Annotated in this window: 12 protein-coding genes; 4 read left to right on the forward strand and 8 right to left on the reverse strand. The window is 68.9% G+C overall.

All coding sequences use genetic code 11. The annotated features are described in order from the left end of the window. Positions 1-72 precede the first annotated feature (72 nt). Genes KY661_RS29350 through hslO form a run of 5 tightly spaced genes read right to left on the reverse strand, consistent with a single transcriptional unit; the run spans position 73 to position 7,550 of the window. On the reverse strand, positions 73-1,458 hold the full coding sequence (locus KY661_RS29350) for a sigma-54-dependent transcriptional regulator (protein WP_398577257.1): 1,386 nt from the start codon (positions 1,456-1,458) through the stop codon (positions 73-75). Between the two features lie 41 nt (positions 1,459-1,499). Then, positions 1,500-4,010 carry an ATP-binding protein gene (locus KY661_RS29355; RefSeq protein WP_225413362.1) on the reverse strand — a complete coding sequence of 837 codons (2,511 nt, stop codon included), beginning with the start codon at positions 4,008-4,010 and terminating at the stop codon, positions 1,500-1,502. Further along, complete coding sequence (selB, locus tag KY661_RS29360) at positions 4,007-5,923, reverse strand: selenocysteine-specific translation elongation factor (RefSeq protein WP_225413363.1); 1,917 nt, start codon at positions 5,921-5,923, stop codon at positions 4,007-4,009. Before selB ends, KY661_RS29355 begins: the two co-directional genes overlap by 4 nt. A gap of 16 nt (positions 5,924-5,939) precedes the next feature. Next, on the reverse strand, positions 5,940-6,599 hold the full coding sequence (locus KY661_RS29365; RefSeq protein ID WP_225413364.1) for a phosphoribosyltransferase: 660 nt from the start codon (positions 6,597-6,599) through the stop codon (positions 5,940-5,942). A 57-nt stretch (positions 6,600-6,656) separates the two neighbouring features. Further along, a complete protein-coding gene (gene hslO, locus KY661_RS29370) occupies positions 6,657-7,550 on the reverse strand; it encodes an Hsp33 family molecular chaperone HslO (RefSeq protein WP_225413365.1) in 894 nt (297 codons plus the stop codon). Between the two features lie 235 nt (positions 7,551-7,785). Here hslO and KY661_RS29375 point away from each other — a divergent pair, with 235 nt between their 5' ends. Next, the gene (locus KY661_RS29375; protein ID WP_225413366.1) at positions 7,786-8,457 is read left to right on the forward strand and encodes a succinate dehydrogenase; all 672 of its coding nucleotides are present in this window, start codon (positions 7,786-7,788) and stop codon (positions 8,455-8,457) included. A gap of 22 nt (positions 8,458-8,479) precedes the next feature. Here KY661_RS29375 and KY661_RS29380 read toward each other — a convergent pair whose 3' ends face one another. Genes KY661_RS29380 through KY661_RS29390 form a run of 3 tightly spaced genes read right to left on the reverse strand, consistent with a single transcriptional unit; the run spans position 8,480 to position 9,099 of the window. Beyond that, positions 8,480-8,644, reverse strand: coding sequence for a type 2 periplasmic-binding domain-containing protein (locus KY661_RS29380; protein WP_225413367.1), 165 nt, complete (start codon positions 8,642-8,644; stop codon positions 8,480-8,482). Next, on the reverse strand, positions 8,641-8,814 hold the full coding sequence (locus KY661_RS29385; protein WP_225413368.1) for a type 2 periplasmic-binding domain-containing protein: 174 nt from the start codon (positions 8,812-8,814) through the stop codon (positions 8,641-8,643). The genes KY661_RS29380 and KY661_RS29385 overlap by 4 nt, the downstream gene beginning before the upstream one ends. Further along, complete coding sequence (locus KY661_RS29390; RefSeq protein ID WP_263437461.1) at positions 8,815-9,099, reverse strand: LysR family transcriptional regulator; 285 nt, start codon at positions 9,097-9,099, stop codon at positions 8,815-8,817. Here KY661_RS29390 and KY661_RS29395 point away from each other — a divergent pair. From KY661_RS29395 to KY661_RS29405, 3 genes are all read left to right on the forward strand, one after another. Then, a complete protein-coding gene (locus KY661_RS29395) occupies positions 9,091-9,984 on the forward strand; it encodes an SDR family NAD(P)-dependent oxidoreductase (protein WP_225413369.1) in 894 nt (297 codons plus the stop codon). The genes KY661_RS29390 and KY661_RS29395 overlap by 9 nt on opposite strands. Positions 9,985-10,276: 292 nt before the next feature. Beyond that, positions 10,277-13,948: an immunoglobulin-like domain-containing protein gene (locus KY661_RS29400; protein WP_225413370.1), complete on the forward strand. Its 3,672-nt coding sequence runs from the start codon at positions 10,277-10,279 to the stop codon at positions 13,946-13,948. A 402-nt stretch (positions 13,949-14,350) separates the two neighbouring features. Further along, on the forward strand, positions 14,351-18,171 hold a 3,821-nt coding region (locus KY661_RS29405), incomplete at its 3' end, for an immunoglobulin-like domain-containing protein (protein WP_225413371.1).

An 18,171-nucleotide genomic window follows, 5' to 3' on the forward strand; every position in this document is an offset into this window, starting at 1 on the left:
TTTCCATCACCGAACGCTCTCCCTGCCGGAGAGGGAGGGGTTCCGGCCCTGTGACGGCGAGCCCCGGGGAGATCATTCGCGGCCCACATCTCCGGGCGGCCGGAGGTTGAGGCGCTTCATCTTGCGCCACAGGGTGGTGGAGGAGATGCCCAGCTCCTCCGCGACCTGGGCCAGGTCCGTCCCGTTGCGTTCCAAGGATTGGGCGATGGCCCGGCGCTCGGCGTCATCGACCGTCTCGGCCAGGGTGGGAATCCGCGCCCCGGGGGACTCCACCACGGAGAGGGGGCCATTGCCCGCCGGGGGGGCCGCCCGGGTCTGAGGACGGATCGGAAAGTCCTCCGCTTGCAGCTCATCGCCCTCGGCCAGGGCCGCGGCCTGTTCGATGAGGTTCTCCAACTCGCGGACGTTGCCCGGGAACGCGTAGCCCATCAGGTGCGCCACCGCCGAGGCCGAGAGCTGCCGGGGCCGGTGGCTCCGCGCATTGGAGCGCTCCAGGAAGTGCTTGGCGAGCGCGGGCACATCCTCCAGCCGCTCCCTCAGGGGCGGCACCCGCAGCGTCACCACGTTGAGCCGGTAGTACAGGTCCTGCCGGAAGCGCTTCTCCTGCACCTCCAGCTCGATGTCCCGGTTGGTGGCGGCCGCGGTGCGCACATCCACGCGCAGCGAGGTGGACTCGCCCACCCGGCGCACTTCTCCCTCCTGGAGCGTGCGCAGCAGCTTGGACTGGAAGGCGGGGCTCGTCTCCGTCACCTCGTCGATGAAGAGCGTGCCCCCATCGGCCTCCTCGAACAGGCCTCGCCGGGTCTTCACCGCGCCGGTGAAGGCGCCCTTGGCATGGCCGAACAGCTCGCTCTCCAGCAGCGTCTCGGAGATGGCGGCGCAGTTGACGGGAACGAAGGGCTTGGTACTGCGGCGGCTCTGGGCGTGCAGCGCCCGGGCCACCAGCTCCTTGCCGGTGCCGCTCTCGCCCTGGATGAGGACGGTGGCGTCGCTCTGCGCCACGCGCACCAGCCGCGTCTTCAGCTCCAGCATCGCCGGGCTGCTGCCCACCAGCGCGGACAGGCCGTGGCGCTGGTTGAACTCGCCGGAGAACATGTTCACCGCGGACAGCAGCCCCGCGCGCTCCAGGGCCCGCTCCACGCGGTAGCGGACCTCGCTCTCCTTGAAGGGCTTCGTCACATAGTCGTACGCGCCCAGCCGCATGGCCTCCACGGCGCTCTCGATGGAGCCGAAGGCCGTCATCAAGATGACCTGAAGCCGCGGCGCCACCTCCAGGGCCCGCTTGAGCAGCGTGAGCCCATCCATGGGCTCCATCTTGAGGTCGGTGAGGAGCAGGTCCACGCCGCCGCCCGCCAGCAGGCCCAGGGCCTCCTCGCCGGTGGCGGCCTCGGACACGGTGTGGCCTGCGGCGCGCAGGAGAAGCGCGGTGGTGGCGCGCATGTTGCGCTGGTCATCCACCACGAGGATGCGTCCACGAAGGGGAAGAGAGCTGGCGTCGTTCACGGGAGCGTCGGCGGTTGGAAGGGAAGCCGGAGGGTGAAGGTGGTGCCCTGGCCCTGGGTGCCTTCCACGGCAATCTCCCCGCGGTGCTCTTCCAGGATGCGCTTCACCACGGCCAGGCCCAGGCCGGTGCCCTGGGCCTTGGTGGTGAAGAAGGGTTCGAAGACACGGTGCAAGAGTTCCGCGGGAATGCCCATGCCCTGGTCCGTCACGTCGATGCGCAGGGACTCACGGCCCGCGTGGGGTTCGCGGCGGGCATTCACCCGCACCACGCCCCCCTGGGGCATGGCCTGGATGGCGTTGACGAAGATGTTGATGAGCGCCTGGCGGATGAGCCGCCGGTCCATGGGCACCGGCGGCAGCGCGGGCTCCACCTCCATCTGCACGGAGACCGTCTGGCCGCCAGGGCCGCCCTGAAGCCGGGCCGCGTCCAGCGCATCCTGAATCACGCGGTCCAGGTGCTCCGGATGGAGGATGGGCTCTCGAGGCCGTGTGTAGTCCAGCAAGTCCGCCACCATGCGATTGAGGCGATCGCTCTCCTCGGCCAGGATGTCCAGCAACATGGAGGCGTCCCCCTGGGGAGGAACCAGGCGGCGCAGCGATGCCACGGCGTTGAAGATGACCCCCAGGGGATTGCGGACCTCGTGGGCGACGATGGCGGACAGCTCGCCCAGGGCCGCGAGCCGCTCCCGTTTGACCATCTCCGCGCGCGTGGCCGCCAGCTCCGCGTACGAGGCCCAGAGCGACTCGTAGAGCCGCGCGTTGGCGATGGCCATGGAGAGCTGGCCACAGGTGGCCTCCGCCAGCTCGATGAGCGAGGGGCCGAAGACGCGCGGCCCCTGGGTGTCATCCACCAGCACCACGCCGATGAGCTCGTCACGCGAGGTGAGGGGCAGGGCCAGCAGCGCCTTCTCTCCCAGGGTCTGGACGAACGCGGGAATGCCATCCCCCGCGGCCTTCTCCACGTCCTCCACGGCGATGGACCGGCGCTCGCGGGCCGCGCGGGCCGCCACGTCATCGCTGGTGAGCGGGAGCGTCACCTCGCGGAAGAAGTCCCGGTGGGCCGACGAGGCCGCCGCGCCGCGCAGCACCTTGGCCTGGTCGTCGTAGAGCAGGATGGCGCAGTTGGACACCCCCAGCAGGCGCACGAGGAAGTCCGCCGCCAGGTCCAGGATGCTGGCCGTGTCGAGCACCGCCGAGGTGGTGCGGGCCAGGTCCAGCAGCAGGCGCGTCTCGGAGAGCTGCCGCGCGGACTCGGCGCGAAGGCGGTGCTGCTCCAGCAGCGTCACCAGCAGCTCGGCCACCGTGCCCAGCAGCCGCAGGTCCGCGCGCTGAAAGGGGCGGTCCGGCCCGCGCAGCACCTGGAGCGTGCCGTACACCGCGCCTCCCCGCGTGAGGCGCACCGCGGCCCCACAGCCCAGCTTCCCGCCCGAGGCCTCCCGCAGGGCCTGGCCCTCGGCCTCGCCCGACAGGACGCCCGGCTCACTTCCCAGCACCGCCTCGCTCAACACGCGGCCCAGGCGCCCCAGGTCCCGGGAGGGGTCCACCGCCGTCAGCCCCACGCTGGCCTTGGGCACCGGCGGCGCGCCCTCCTCTTCCCGGACATGCAGCAGGACGGCGTCGGCGGACAGCAGCCCCTGAAGCCGCTCGAGGAACGCCCCGGCGCTGGGAGGCTCCACCCGCGCCACGAAGCGCGCCACCTCCGCCAGGGCCTCCATCTCCCACTTGCCCCGGGCGCTCTCGGCCTGCAGGCGCGCCTCGGACAGCGCCGCCCCCACCATCTTGGCGAAGAGCATCAGCACCGAGCCATGCGTCAGCGCCAGCTCCGAGCCCCCCACCCACAACACCTCCTGAAGCGCCTCGCCCAGGGGCACATAGACGTGGAACGCGGTGCCATGCCCCGTGGCCCCGAAGACGGGGTGCCCCTGGGAGAGCGCCTCCTTCACCCGCGGCCCATCCTCCGGCAGCGGCCGCTCCTCACTGGGCCCCACGCACTCCCCGTCGCGCGAGAGGAACCGCGCCAGGAAGCCCGCCGAGGCCAGCATCTCCAGGGTCACCTGGCGCACCGCCTGCTCCGAGCGCGCCGTCACCAGCCGGGCCGAGCGCTCCATCAAACGCTCGGCCACGCTCAACAGCGGCATCAGCTCCGTCAGCGGGATGAGGTTGAGCAGCCAGCCCTTGGAGCCGTCCTCCAGCGCCACCTCCTGGGGCTGAATGGCCATCTTGAGCATCCGCCCCCCCGCCGCGGGGACCAGGTGCCGGACGGAGCCGGTGGGCGGCGGTGCCCCCTCCAGGAGCCGTTGCAGCGAGGCGCCCAGCAGGCTGCGCTCGTGCGGGCTGATGAACCTCAGGGCCGACTCGCCTTCGACTTCCTCACGCGGCAAGCCCAGCATGCGCAGGTAGGCCTCGTTCACCAGCCACAGCGAATGCTCCTTGAGCACCACCATCGGGTTCTCGAGGGCTTCGATCAAGGCGCGCAGTTGCGCCGGGCTGTAACGCGTCGTGCTCATCCTCGCCGCAGTACCCGCTTGTCGCCCACCCGCAGCGTGACCCGCTCCCGGTCGAAATACTCCGAGAGCGGGATGACGAACTTGCGGCTCTGGCCGACCATGTCCTTGAACGCCTGCGTGGAGATCTCCTTGTGCTCTCGCAGATACGCCACCAGCTGCTCGCGAAGCCCCGCCAACGCTTCCGCATCGAAGTGTAGCGCTTCGTTCACACGCACCAGAAGTCCCTCCCTGACCATCACCGCCAGTAACTCCTGCAGCCGGGCGGGGGGGAGCTGGAGTTTCCCGGCGAGTTCGCCGAGCGTGGGGGGCGCCAGGGCCGCCTGAGACAGCTCCGCCGCCAGCCGGGCACGCGCGCCCTCGTCCGCCAAGGTGAGCACCCGGCCCCGGCCCTGGAGCCGGATGGTGTCCTTGTCCAGCGTGGCCTGGCCCTGCTCCACCAAGGCCTGTGTCACCTTCTGGAAGATGCGCGGGTCCAGCTCGGGGGACAGCCGCTGGCGAAGCTCCTCCCGGGAGAGCCCCTCGCGCATGGGCTCGCGCTCGTGAAAGGCGGCCAGCATCGCCACCGTGCGCCGCTGCAGCGCCTCGAAGACTTCTCCCGCGAGGTAGAGCCGCCGGTCGCGGTCCACCAGCAGCGCCCCTCCCCGGCTCCCCAGCAGCTCCAGGGCCCGGGTGAGGGTTTTCGGCGGAAGACCCGCACGGCCGAACAGCTCCGCCTGGGTCAGCCCCCGGTAGCCGGCCTGCCGCAGCAGCCACGCGGCCTGTCCGCCCGCGTCGGCCTCCAGCAATTGCCCCACCACGGCGGAGGCGCCCTTGCGGCGGCGCGGTGGGGTGAGCGAGAGCACCCGTCCCCCAGCCACCGTGGCCCCCCGGCCCGGCAGGGCCCGCGAGCCGCGAAGGATGAACCGCTGCCCCACCAGCGCGGCCACGGGGGCATCCAGACGCAACTGGGCCAGCCCCGCCGCCCCGGGCTCCAGGCGCTCCTGATCCAGCAGGGCCACCGTGGCCTCCACCTGCGCGGTGCCCAGGTGCAGCAGCAGCTTGCGGCGCCGGGGGAGCGCCTGCTCCACGGCGGGCAACAGGCTCAGCTCCACATCCAGCATCCGCGTCTCGGGCAGCTCCCCGGCGCGCACCAGCACCATGCCCCGGTGGAGCTGTCCGGCCTCGACGCCCGCGAGGTTCACCGCCGTCCGCTGCCCCGCGAGCACCTTCTTCCGGGCCTCGCCATGCACCTGGAGCCCCCGCACGCGGAGGGGTCCCGGCAGGCCCGGCAGCAGCGAGACGCTCTCCTCTTCCTCCAGCGCCCCCGACAGCAGCGTGCCCGTCACCACCGTGCCGAAGCCCTTGAGCGAAAAGACGCGGTCCACCGGCAGGAAGGCGGGGCCCTCCGCGGGGCGCGCGGGCGACGCCCGGGCCGCCTGGGACAGGGCCGCGCGCAGCTCCGGGAGCCCCGCACCGGTCCTCGCGGAGCACGGCACCACCGGGGCTCCCTCCAGGAAGGTCCCCACGGTGAGCGCCACCAGGTCCGCCTTCACCAGCGAGAGCCACTCCTCGCCCAGGTCCGCCAGCAGGTCCGCCTTGGTGAGCGCGATGACCCCGGCCTTCACGCCCAGCAAGCGGCAGATGTCCAGGTGCTCGCGCGTCTGGGGCATGACGCCCTCGTCCGCGGCCACCACCAGCACCGCCAGGTCCACGCCCCCCGCGCCCGCGGCCATCGCCTTGATGAAGCGCTCGTGGCCGGGCACATCCACCACGCCCGCCACGGCGCCACCTTCCAGCGCCAGGTGGGCAAAGCCCAACTCCAGGGTGATGCCCCGGCGCTTCTCTTCCTTGAGCCGGTCCGTGTCGATGCCGGTCAGGGCCTTCACCAGGGACGTCTTGCCGTGGTCGATGTGGCCCGCCGTCCCGATGATCATCGTACCGGCCCGCGCTTTACGCGCCCGCCTTGTCCGGGTCCACGTCGTCCCCGGTGGACGAAGCGCCCGCCAGCGCGGGCTCATAGTCCCAGGGGAAGACCACCACCTCGGAGCTCTTCAGCGAGCAGAAGCTGGGCACGTACCCTTCCGGGCGGGACACCAGGGCGGCGGTCTTCACGTCCTTGGCCCCGACCTCGCGCGCCCGCGTGGAGGCCAGCTCCAGCGTGTCGCCACTGGAGGCCACGTCATCGACGATGAGCACGCGCAGCCCCTTCAGCTCGCGCGGCATCTCCCCGAACATCTGGGGCTTGGCGCCGCCCTGCCGGTCCCGGCTCCGGCGGCTGATGCGCACGGGGAAGAACTCGCAGTTGAGCGCGCTGGCCAGCGCCCCGCCCACGAACACCCCGCCGTGGGCCACGCCCACGATGGCCTGCGGCGCGTACGCCTTGCGGATGGCGCGCGCCAGGCCCTGCACCGCGCGGTCGAAGTCCGCCCACGACAGCTCCCGCACCGCGGAGCGCTGCCGGGACAGGTCCCGTCCCGCCTGCTGCCGCGGCGCTTCAACCTGAGGGGCCAGGACGACATCATCGGGAATGGAGACGAGCTTCTCGACCTTCCGCTTGGAAGGCACGTTCGAGGGCTTGGCGTTCCGGGGAGCTGCCCGCTTCGTAGCCACGGTTTCGAACTCCGGCTGAGGTGCGTGCCGCGTCTTACTACGCGGCCCCTCTCTGCGTTAGTTCGACGCGGCCGTTAGCAACTCCCGGATTTCCGGTCCGGGGATAACGTAGTGTGTCGTACAAAATTGGCACGTCGCCTCGGCCTGTCCGTCCTTTTCCAGAAGGTCCATCAGCTCCTCCTTGCCCATGGCCAGCAGGGCGCGCTTCACCCGGTCCCGGCTGCACGAGCAGCCGAAGCTCAGGGGGTAGCGGGACATGATTTCCAGCGAGGGCTGGTCGGGCAGCAGGGCCTTGAGCACCGCGGGGGCCCCTTCCGTCCCATGGGCCTCCAGCACCTCGCGGAACCGCTGCCGGAGCTGGCCGCCAATGGCCAGGAAGGCGTCCCGGTCCCCGTCGGGCAACGGTTGGAGAATCAAACCCGCCACCGTGCCCAGCGGCTCGGAGGTGCCCCCCTCCTCGCGGGGGACCTGCTCCAGCAGGAACTGGGTGGCCACCTGGTCGGAGATGCCGAAGTAGCGCTCCAGGTCTTCCGTGAAATCGAAGCGCTCCAGCTCCACCGAGGAGCGGTAGTGCTCGCCCCCGCCGATGTCGCGCAGCACGGAGATGTAGCCCTTGTTGCCGAACACCGGACGCCAGCGGTACCGGCCCTCGGCGCCCACGTGGGCCACGTAGGGGTTCTTGACGTAGCCGCGCACCAGCCCCGAGGCGTCCCCGTCCACGAAGAAGCCGCGCAGCGGCCCATCGCACTCGAGCTGGATGTTGATGCGCGACTCGCTCTTCTGGAGGGCCCCCATCAGGGCCGCGGCCGTGAGCCCCTGGGACAGCAGGGCGGCGGAGGCGGGCTCACTCTTGTGCGTGGTGCGGGCCTGGCGCGACAGCCCCGAGGTGAGGGCGAGCACCACCCGGAGATCCACGTCCTTCAACAGGGCACTGACGAGTTCGTCGGACATAAGGTGTGGCTGTAGCGTGCCCAAGGACGGGGCGCTCGCCAATGGAAAGAAGGGCCTGGCCCCCCGCCCCCCCTCGAAGGCAGGGGCCGGGGGAGGCATCGGCCCGGCTTATGCTTCCGAGCGCACCGGCTGGCTTGTCCCCCCCAAAGGATTCCTCGCGGTCCGCCGGGGACAGGCTATAAACCCCGGCCCGACCCACCCTGCGGGCGCCCGCCCGCGCGTTGCCGGAGTCCCGATGAGCACCGAAGCCGCAGCCCTGCCTCGCAAGACGCCGCTCTTTCAGTCCCGCCTGGGCTCGTTCCTCGCGGTGGTTCCCCTGACTTTCTGGGTCGTCAACCACCTCTGGGACAACCTCGCCGCCTTCGCCGGCGCCGAAGCCTGGCAGACGGCCGTCACCGGGCAGAGAGACCCCTTCACGCAGGCCCTCACCTTCCTCTTCGTCCTGGTGCCGCTGCTGATGCACACCGGGTGGGGCATCGTCCGGTTGTTCAGCTTCAAGCCCAACAACCTGGCCTACAACAACTACGGCAACCTCAAGTACATCCTGCAGCGCATCACCGCCGCGGGCGTGCTGGCCTTCCTCGGCGCCCACCTGTGGCTGGCCTTCCTGCGCCCCCACCTGTTCCACGGTGGCCCGGAGCCCTTCGCGGACATCGCCCGGGAGATGCGCTTCCACGGCCCCACGCTCGTCGTCTACATCCTGGGCACCCTGGGCACCGCGTACCACCTGGCCAACGGCCTGCAGAACTTCGGCATGTCCTGGGGCATCTTCGCCAGCGAGCGCTCCATGCGCCGCTTCGAGCCCTTCGTCATCATCATCTTCCTGGTGCTCCTGGCCATGGCCTGGGGCAGCCTCTACGCGCTCTACCAGGCGGGCGGCGCGCTCGGCCCCGCCCCCACCCCGTAGGCACCTGCCGCCCTCCCCCACGTCACGAAGGCTTGGGGGAGCGCAGGGCCTGAAGCAGGCGCACCAACCGGCCACTGGCCAGGTACGGGGCGGCCTGATCCTCCCAGATGTAGGCGATGCCTTGGCCGCTCACGGCCGCCGCCTCGATCAAGTCACCCTCGTTGAACACCGCGGCGGCCCTGTTCACGGCGCGGGCCGCTGGGCCAGATAGGCCGGGGAGGCGACCACCGCCGCCCGGAGGTCCGGGCCCACGCGGACCGAGACCATGTCCTTGGCCACCTTCTGGCCAAAGCGGATGCCCGCGTCGAACCGGCCCGTGACGATGTCGGTGAAGCGATCATCGACAAAGAGCTCCACCTAGATGTCGGGATAGGCGGCCAGAAAGCCGGGCAGCATCGGTTGAATCACGGACCGGGCGGCCTGCTTGATCATGGTGAGGCGGACCTTCCCCGCGGGCACGGCCCGCTTCGTGCCCAGCTGGGCCAGGCCCGCGTCAATGCCCTCGAAGGAGGGGCGCAGCGTCTTGAGCAGCTCCTCCCCCGCTTCCGTGGCCGCCACGCTCCGGGTGGTCCGTGACAGCAGCCGCACGCCGAGCCGCTGCTCCAGCGCCTTCATGGCGTGGCTGAGCGCGGATTGGGACATGCCCAGCTTGATGGCCGCCCGCGTGAAGCTGCCCTCAGCTCGAAAGTCTGGTTCATCACGGGCGCCACGCGCGGCATTGGCGCCGAGCTCGCCCGGGCGGCACTCGCGGCCGGTGACTCGGTCGTCGCCACGGGCCGCAAGGCCGAAGCCGTCGTGAAGGCCCTTGGTACCTCCGGGCGGCTGCTCGCCACCGCGCTCGATGTCACGCAGCCAGGGCAACCCGAGGCAGCCGCGCGGGCCGCTGTCGAGAAGTTCGGCCGCCGCATCGATGTCCTCGCCAACAACGCCGAGTACGGGCTGGTGGGCGCGCTGGAGGAATGCAGCGCCGAGGAGCTCGCCGCGCAGTTCGCGACCAACGTGCTCGGCCTTGCCGCAGTAACGCGGGCAGTGCTGCCGGTGATGCGCGCACAGAAGTCAGGCCACATCTTCAACGTGTCCTCGGCGGCGGGCTTTGCCGGCTACCCCGGTGCCTCGAGCTATTGCGCGACCAAGTTCGCCGTGGAGGGCTTGAGCGAAGGCCTCGCGCACGAAGTCGCCCCGCTGGGAGTCAAGGTGACGATCGTCGAGCCAGGCTACTTCCGCACCGGGTTCCTGACGGACAACTCCGCCGTCTACGCGAAGACGGTCATCGGCGACTACGACGCGACGGCGGGTACGATGCGCCGGGGCTCCCAGGCCATGAATGGCAACCAGGAGGGAGACCCCCGCAAGCTGGCCCAGGCGTTTGCTGCCGCACCGAAGCCTCCCCTTCGCTTCACCGCTGGAAGGGACGCCGTGGAGCAGTTGGAGCAAACCCTCGCAACCAGGCGTGAGGAGATGAAGCCCTGGCACGAGCTTGCGGTCTCGCTTGCCCACGACGGCTCGCAAAAAGGCTCACTCCGGTAACAGGCGCTTCACCTCGGCCACAAAGCGGTGAGCCACGACGTCTGTCGGCATTTGCTTGAATTGTGCATAACTCGACCTCAGGGGGTCTCTTGGGGGCTGTATGGGCTTGTCATTTCCCAAGCAGCTCAAAGGAGGCCCTGTGCGGCTGGCCGAGAGAAGAAACACGTGGGCACTGATTACGGCGCTGTCAGCCTTTTCCATCTCTTGCGGAAACGGGGCCAGTGAGCCGCCGAAGGCGCCAGCCCCAACGGCAACGCGCAGCACCCAGCAAGAGGTCAACTCCACCAAGAAGGTGCTGATTCTCGGCACCACCGTCACCGGGGGCCAATCCAGCCGTGAGGCGCAGGCTGCGGCGAACCTTGGCTATCCGGCAACGGTGGTCACCCCCGAGCAGTGGCGCGCGATGACGCCGGAGCAGTTCCAGGAGTACGCCGGCATCATCATCGGCGACGCGGCGTGCCAGGGCGGCGAGAGCGCCTTCCAGGCCGCAGTCGACAACCGCAACATCTGGGGCGCCGCGGTCGACGGCAACGTGGTCATCAGCGGCTCGGACGCGACGAACAACGGCACGCCTCAGTTCATTGAGAACGTCGTCTCGTCCATTGTCGCCAGTCATTCATATTTGCGGACCGGTATGTACGTCTCGCTAGGCTGTGCCTATCAGGACGCGACCCCGGGAACGCCAGTGCCGCTGCTGGAGCCCTTCGGTTCGTTCACCGTGGCCGGCACCGGCTGCCACGCCAATGGCGCGCACATCTTCCGGATGTTCCCGGAAGCGCTGTCGGACGGCCTCTACGGCAATGACGGCGCGCTGAACGGGACCAGAGGCTGTGCCACGCGTGTGGTGTTCAGCGGCTACCCAGACAAGACGTTCGTGCCAGTGGCCATCGCCGTGGACGAGAGTGGCTTCTTGCCCAACTCGCGTGAGTACTGGGACTTCCTCATGGAGGACCCGGACTCCTTCAAGACCTTCATCGGCACGCCCTATGTCCTGACGCAGAGCGCCATGGCGTACACCTCAGGCTGTGGTCAGGGCTCTGAGCCAACAGCCATGTGCGATCAAAGTTCTGAGGGCAACGGCAAGCCGGCGACGCCGGGAACCCCCGCCGATTTTACCTGCTCGTTCTCCTGCCAGCAGCAGTGGTGCGGTGACGGCCATGTGGATGCGGAGCACGGCGAAGAGTGCGATGACGGCCTCTTCAACGGCCGCACCCGGGACCATACCGGCGCTATCGGTAGCTGCACCACGTTCTGCAAGATCCCCAACTTCGACACCGAGTCGCCTCCTGACGCCCTTTGCAAGAACCTGGAGTTGGTCGCCGACCTGACATGCGGCGCGGACGGCAACGTCAACAATGGCTCGTGGGATCCGGATGAGGATTTGGTGGGCTGCCAGCAGAGCCCCATCGGTCCGTATGGACCTGGAACGACTACCGTCACCCTGACATGCACGGACCTCAAGGGAAACACCGACTCGTGCACCGCCACCATCACAGTGCTCGACCAGAACAAGCCGTCACTGACCTTGGTGGGCAGCAACGAGCAGATCGAGTGCTCCCCGGGGCCCTACACGGATCCGGGCGCCACGGCGGCCGATGTCTGCGAGGGGGACCTGACCGGCGCGATCGCCGTGAGCGGCACGGTGAACCCGGGCGCGGTGGGCCAGTACGAGCTGACCTACAACGTGGAGGACTCCTCGGGCAACGCGGCCACGCCGGTCAAGCGCACCGTGACAGTGTCCGACACTCTGCCGCCCACACTGGCGCTGAATGGGACTGCTCCCCAAGCGCTGGAGTGCGGTTCGCCGTACGTGGATCCGGGCGCCACGGCGCTGGACGCCTGCGCCAGCGACCTGACAGGCGCCATCACCCGCTCGGGTGAGGTCAACCCGAACGTGCCCAACGCCTACACGGTCATCTACAACGTGTTGGATCCGTCCGGTCAGAGCGCGCCGTCGGTCACCCGCCAGGTGAACGTCAGCGACACGTTGGCCCCGGTCATCACCGTCCAGGGCCCCACCTCCGACACCTTCGAGTGCGGCGGCGAGTACACGGACCCGGGCGCCACAGCCAATGACCAGTGCTACGGCAACCTGACGAGCGCCGTCATTGCCACGCGCACCACGGTCCCGGGCCAGCCCGGCAACTTCACCATCACCTACAGCGTGCAGGATCCGGCCGGTAACGTGGCCACCTCGCCCGTGACCCGTACGGTGAAGGTGAACGACGACCTCCCCCCAAGCATCGCCCTCAATGGCGAGGTGTATGTGACGGTCGAGTGCTCGGAGCCCTTCGTGGATCCGGGTGCCAAGGCGGTTGACCTGTGCGCCGGCGACGTGCCGGTGACGGTGTCTGGCACGGTGGACACGACCCGGGCGGGCAACTACGTGCTGAGCTACAGCGCTCAGGACAGGACCGGCAACACCTCGGCCACGGTCACCCGCACGGTGCAGGTGAACGACTCGCTGCCCCCGGCCATCACCCTGCTGGGTGAGAACCCGATGAGCCTGGAGTGCAAGCGCGACACGTACGTGGAGCCGGGCGCTACGGCCTTCGACCTGTGCTCGGGTTCCTCGACCGTCGTCTCGTCCGAGAACATCGACGAGTCGGTTCCGGGGTACTACGCGGTCAACTACACCGCCACGGACAAGAGCGGCCGGCAGAGCACCGCCATCCGCGACGTGAACGTGGTGGACACGCTGCCGCCCGCCTTCGAGACGCCGGCCCCGCTGACGCTCGAGTGCGCCATTGACGCGCTCAACGAGCCGCTGCCCAAGCTCATCGACCTGTGCAAGGGCGATATCACCGCCAACGTCATCCGCGAGCACCACAACGTCGACCTGATGCACGTGGGAAACTACTCCATCCGGTACCAGGGTAACGACTTCCGGGATGGGGGCGCGCCGGTCTACGTTGACCGCGATGTGCAAGTGCGTGACACCGTGGCCCCGGTCATCACGCTCAAGGGCCCGCCCTCCGACACGTACGAGTGTGGGGGCCAGTACATCGACCCGGGCGCCACCGCCGCCGATGCCTGCGCTGGAGACCTGACCGGCCACATCGTGGCCACCCGCTCTCCGGTCCCCGGTCAGCCCGGCTCCTTCACCATCACCTACAGCGTCCAGGACCCCTCCGGTAACAAGGCCGTGGCTCCCGCCACCCGCATGGTGCGTGAGGGCGGCATCCAGGTCCGCCTCAGCGACTTCAACGTCTTCCTCTTCGAGGACTACACCCTGGGCTCCGATGTCGAGGGCCGCGTGGCCGCGGGCGGCAACATCTCCATGAAGCACTTCTCCGTAGGCTGGGAGCTGCCCTCCTCCGACACCGCTCCGGTGCTCGTAGCTGGCGGCAACCTCTCCCTCACCCAGGGCGGCGTCTGGGGCGACGCCGCTTACGGCGGCACCTACTCCGCCTCCAACGTCACCTATGTCCGCGGCGCTCCCTCCAAGAGCACCCCCGTGGACTTCCCCACCCGCGCAGCCGAGGTGCGCAAGCTCTCCACACAGCTGGACTCCCTGCCCACCAACGGCCTCACCCGCCGCGAGGCCTGGGGTGGACTCATGCTCACCGGCTCCTCGGCTGACGTGAACGTCTTCAGCGTCAACGCCAGCGACCTGTCCTCCACCGTGCTGCTGTCCATCGATGCGCCCGCAGGCTCCCTGGCGGTGCTCAACATCCATGGCACCTCCGCCAAGCTCGCAGGTGGCCATGTCTTCAGCGGTGGCATCGACCAGCAGGGTGTCCTCTTCAACTTCGTGGACGCCACCTCCATCAACGCCCAGGGCTACGGCTTGTGGGGCACCCTGCTGGCTCCCAACGCTCACGTGAACTTCACCAATGGCAGCTTCGACGGCGGCATCTATGCCAAGTCGCTGTCGGGCAACGCCGAGGGACACCTCAACCCCTTGCGCGAGCGCGTCATCTGCAACGGCCCCTCCTTCATCGCTCAGCTCGGCGGGGAGTAGGCTGTTCGAACACGCTACCGCGTGAGCGCTTTGACGGGACACATGTCCACTGGCGCGTGAGCGCTTTTGCTGCTGTCTCTCCGCGCCAGCCCATCCCACGACCAGCGTCCCCGTCCTGACCGATGCGTCTTGCCGGGAAGAGTCAGCATTGACTCGGCCAAGGTGCTGGGCCGCACCAGCCTCCCCTACGCTCATGCGGCCAAGGAAATTTGCCTGAACTGTGCATAGCTCGACTTCAAGGGGTCTCCTGGGGGCTGTATGGGTTTGTCATTTTCCAAGCATTTCAAAGGAGGCCCTGTGCGGCTGGCCGAGAGAAGAAGCACGTGGGCACTGATTACGGCGCTGTCAGCCTTTTCCATCTCTTGTGAAAAGGAGCCGCTTGAGCCTCCACAAGAACCCGCCTTGGGGGCAACACGCACCGCTCAGCAAGAGGTCAACTCCACCAAGAAGGTGCTGATTCTCGGCACCACCGTCACCGGGGGCGCATCCAGCCGTGAGGCGCAGGCCGCAGCGAACATCGGCTATCCAGCGACGGTGGTCACTCCCGCGCAGTGGAGCGCGATGACGCCGGAGCAGTTCCAGGAGTACGCCGGCATCATCATCAGCGACGCGGCGTGCCAGGGCGGCGAGAGCGCCTTCCAGGCCGCGGTCGACAACCGCAACATCTGGGGTGCCGCAATCGACGGCGACGTGGTCATCAGCGGCTCGGACGCGACGAACAACGGCACGCCTCAGTTCATCGAGAACATCGTCTCAACCATCGTCTCCAAGCAGATCAACTCGCGGACCGGTATGTACATCTCGCTGGGCTGCGCCTATCAGGACGCGGCCCCGGGAACGCCGGTGCCCCTGCTGGAGCCCTTCGGGTCGTTCGCCGTGGCTGGCACGGGCTGCTATGCCAATGGTGGACACATCTTCCGGATGTACCCGGAGACTCTGTCTGACGGCCTCTACGGCAACGATGGCGAACTGAACGGGACGGGAGGCTGTACCACGCGCGTGGTGTTCAGCAGCTACCCGGACAAGACGTTTGCGCCGGTAGCCATCGCCGTGGACGAGAGCTACTCGCTGCCCGGCGCGCGTGACTACTATGACTACCTCCTGGAGGACCCGGATTCCTTCAAGACTTTCATCGGCGCGCCCTATGTCCTGACGCAGAGCGCCATGGCGTACACCTCGGGCTGTGGTCAGGGCTATGAGCCGACCGCCACGTGCGATCATAGTCCTGAGGGCAACGGCAAGTCGGCGCAGCCGGGATACCCCGCCGATTTTACCTGCTCGTTCTCCTGTCAGCAGCAGTGGTGCGGTGACGGCCAAGTGGACGCGGCTCAGGGCGAAGAGTGCGATGACGGCTTCTTCAACGGCCGTACCCGTGACGCCAGCGGCACCATCGGTGCCTGCACCGCGTTCTGCAAGATCCCCAGCCTCGACACCGAGTCGCCTCCTGAAGCCGTCTGCAAGAACTTGGAGCTGGTCGCCGACCTGACGTGCGGCGCGGACGGCAACGTCAACAATGGTTCGTGGGATCCGGATGAGAATTTAGTGGGCTGCAAGCAGAGCCCCATCGGTCCGTATGGGCCTGGCACCACCACCGTCACGCTGACGTGCACGGATACCGAGGGCAACACCGACTCGTGCACCGGCACCATCACGGTGCTCGACCAGAACAAGCCCACGCTGACCCTGGTGGGCAACAACGAGCAGCTTGAGTGCGCTCCGGGCACCTACACGGATCCGGGCGCCACAGCGGCCGATGTCTGCGAGGGGGACCTGACCGGCGCGATCGCCGTGAGCGGCACGGTGAACCCGGGCGCGGTGGGCCAGTACGAGCTGACCTATAACGTAGAGGACTCCTCGGGCAACGCGGCTACGCCGGTCAAGCGCACCGTGGCGGTGTCCGACACGACGGCGCCGACGCTGGCGCTCAAGGGGCTCGCCAACGACATCGCCGAGTGCGCCTCGCCGTACGCCGACCCGGGCGCTACGGCCAGCGACGTGTGCGCGGGCAACCTCGACGCAGCCATCACCCAGACTGGCTCGGTAGATACCGCCGCGCTGGGCACCTACGCGGTGAAGTACAACGTGCAGGACCCCGAGGGGAACAAGGCCCCGGAAATCAGCCGCATCGTGCAGGTGAAGGACACGCTCAAGCCGGTGGTCACGGTGAACGGTCTGCTCACCCAGAAGTTCGAGTGCGGCAGCGGCGAGTTCAATGACGAGGGCGCCACGGCCAACGATGCGTGTGCCGGACAGTTGGCGACGGATCAGAACGCCGTCGTGAATCCGAACCAGCCGGGCGCGGTGACCATCACCTACAGCGCCACGGACCCGTCCGGGAACACGGGCGTGTCGGCTACTGGCCGCACCGTCACGGTGGAGGACACCCTTCCCCCGACATTGACGCTTGCCCCAGGGACCCAGGGCTTGGAGTGCGGCGATGCGTACACGGACCCGGGCGCCACGGCCAACGACCAGTGCGCGGGCAACCTGACCGCTTCCATCCAGAAGACCGGTTCCATCAACAACAAGCAGCTCGGTGCGCAGAAGCTCACCTACAAGGTGTCGGATGCGAGCGGCCACAGCATCTCGGCCGACCGCACGGTCACGGTCAGCGACTCGCTCAAGCCGGTCGTCACGGTGTCTGGCGCGCTGAACGCGAAGATCGAGTGCGGCAGCGGTCCGTTCAACGACCCGGGCGCCACCGCCAATGACGCCTGCGAGGGCGTGCTGCCTGCGGTGCCCAGCGAGACGGTGGATCCGAGCGTGCCGGGGGCGGTGACGGTCAGCTACACGACCACCGACTCCTCGGGCAACGTGGGCGTGTCGGCCACGGGCCGAACCGTCACGGTGGAGGACACCCTGGCGCCGACGCTGGCCCTGAAGTCGGGGGCGTCGACCCTGGAGTGCGGCAATCCGTACGCCGACCCGGGCGCCACGGCCAACGACCAGTGCTACGGCGACCTGACGGGCGCCATCCAGAAGACGGGCACCATCAACCCCAAGCAGCTGGGTGACCAGTCCCTCACGTACACCGTGCAGGATCCGGGCGGCCGCACCGCGGGCCCTGTCACCCGCACGGTGAAGGTGAATGACACCCTGGCTCCGGCCCTCACGGTCCAGGGGCCTGCCAACCAGACGTTCGAGTGCGGCTCCACCTATGTGGATCCGGGCGCCACCGCCAACGACGCGTGCGAGGATGATCTGACGGGTGAGATTGTCTCCACGCGCACGCAGGTGCCGGGCCAGCCGGGCACCTTCACCATCAGCTACAGCGTGAAGGACTCCTCGGGCAACGAGGCCACCGCGCCCGCGGCCCGCACGGTGAAGTCCGATGACAGCACTCCGCCGGTGCTGGCCCTCCAGGGCCCCGCCGTTCAGGCTCTTGAGTGCGCCACACCGTACGCGGACCCCGGAGCCATCGCCAGCGACGTCTGCACCGATGACATCAACGACCGCATCACCGTAACGGGCACCGTCAACCCGAACGTGCCCAACAGCTACACGGTCACCTACAACGTGACGGACATCGCGGGCCTGAGCGCGCCTGCCGTCACCCGCCAGGTGAACGTCTCCGACACCCTGAAGCCGGTGGTGACGATGATGGGCCCGGGCACCGTGAACATCGAGTGCGGCGGCGACGGGTTCAACGATCCGGGCGCCACGGCGAACGATGCGTGCGCCGGTGTGCTGCCCGCCGTGCCCAGCACGGTGGTGAACCCCAACCAGCCGGGCGCGGTGACGGTCACCTACAGCGCCACAGACCCGTCGGGCAACACGGGCACCTCGGCCACGGGCCGCACGGTCAACGTGCAGGACACCCTGCCGCCGATCCTGGCCCTGAATCCGGGCGCTTCGACCCTGGAGTGCGCCAGTCCGTACATGGACCCGGGCGCCACCGCCAACGACCGGTGCGCGGGCGACCTGACCGGTGCCATCGTCACCACGGGGACGGTGAACAACAAGCAGCTGGGTAGCCACGTGCTGGGCTACAGCGTGACGGACCCCTCGGGCCGCACCGCTTCCGCCAGCCGCACGGTGGACGTGTCCGACACCCTGGCCCCGGTCATCAACGTCACGGGACCGCTGGAGACCACCTTCGAGTGCGGCTCGCCCTACGTGGACCAGGGCGCGACGGCCGAGGACGCCTGTGCCGGCGCCGTGCCGGTCACCTCCAACCAGGTGGGGGACACCAGCTCGCCGGGCTCCTTCATCATCAGCTACAG

This window comes from Allostigmatella hybrida, assembly GCF_020103775.1.
GTDB lineage: Bacteria > Myxococcota > Myxococcia > Myxococcales > Myxococcaceae > Hyalangium > Hyalangium aurantiaca.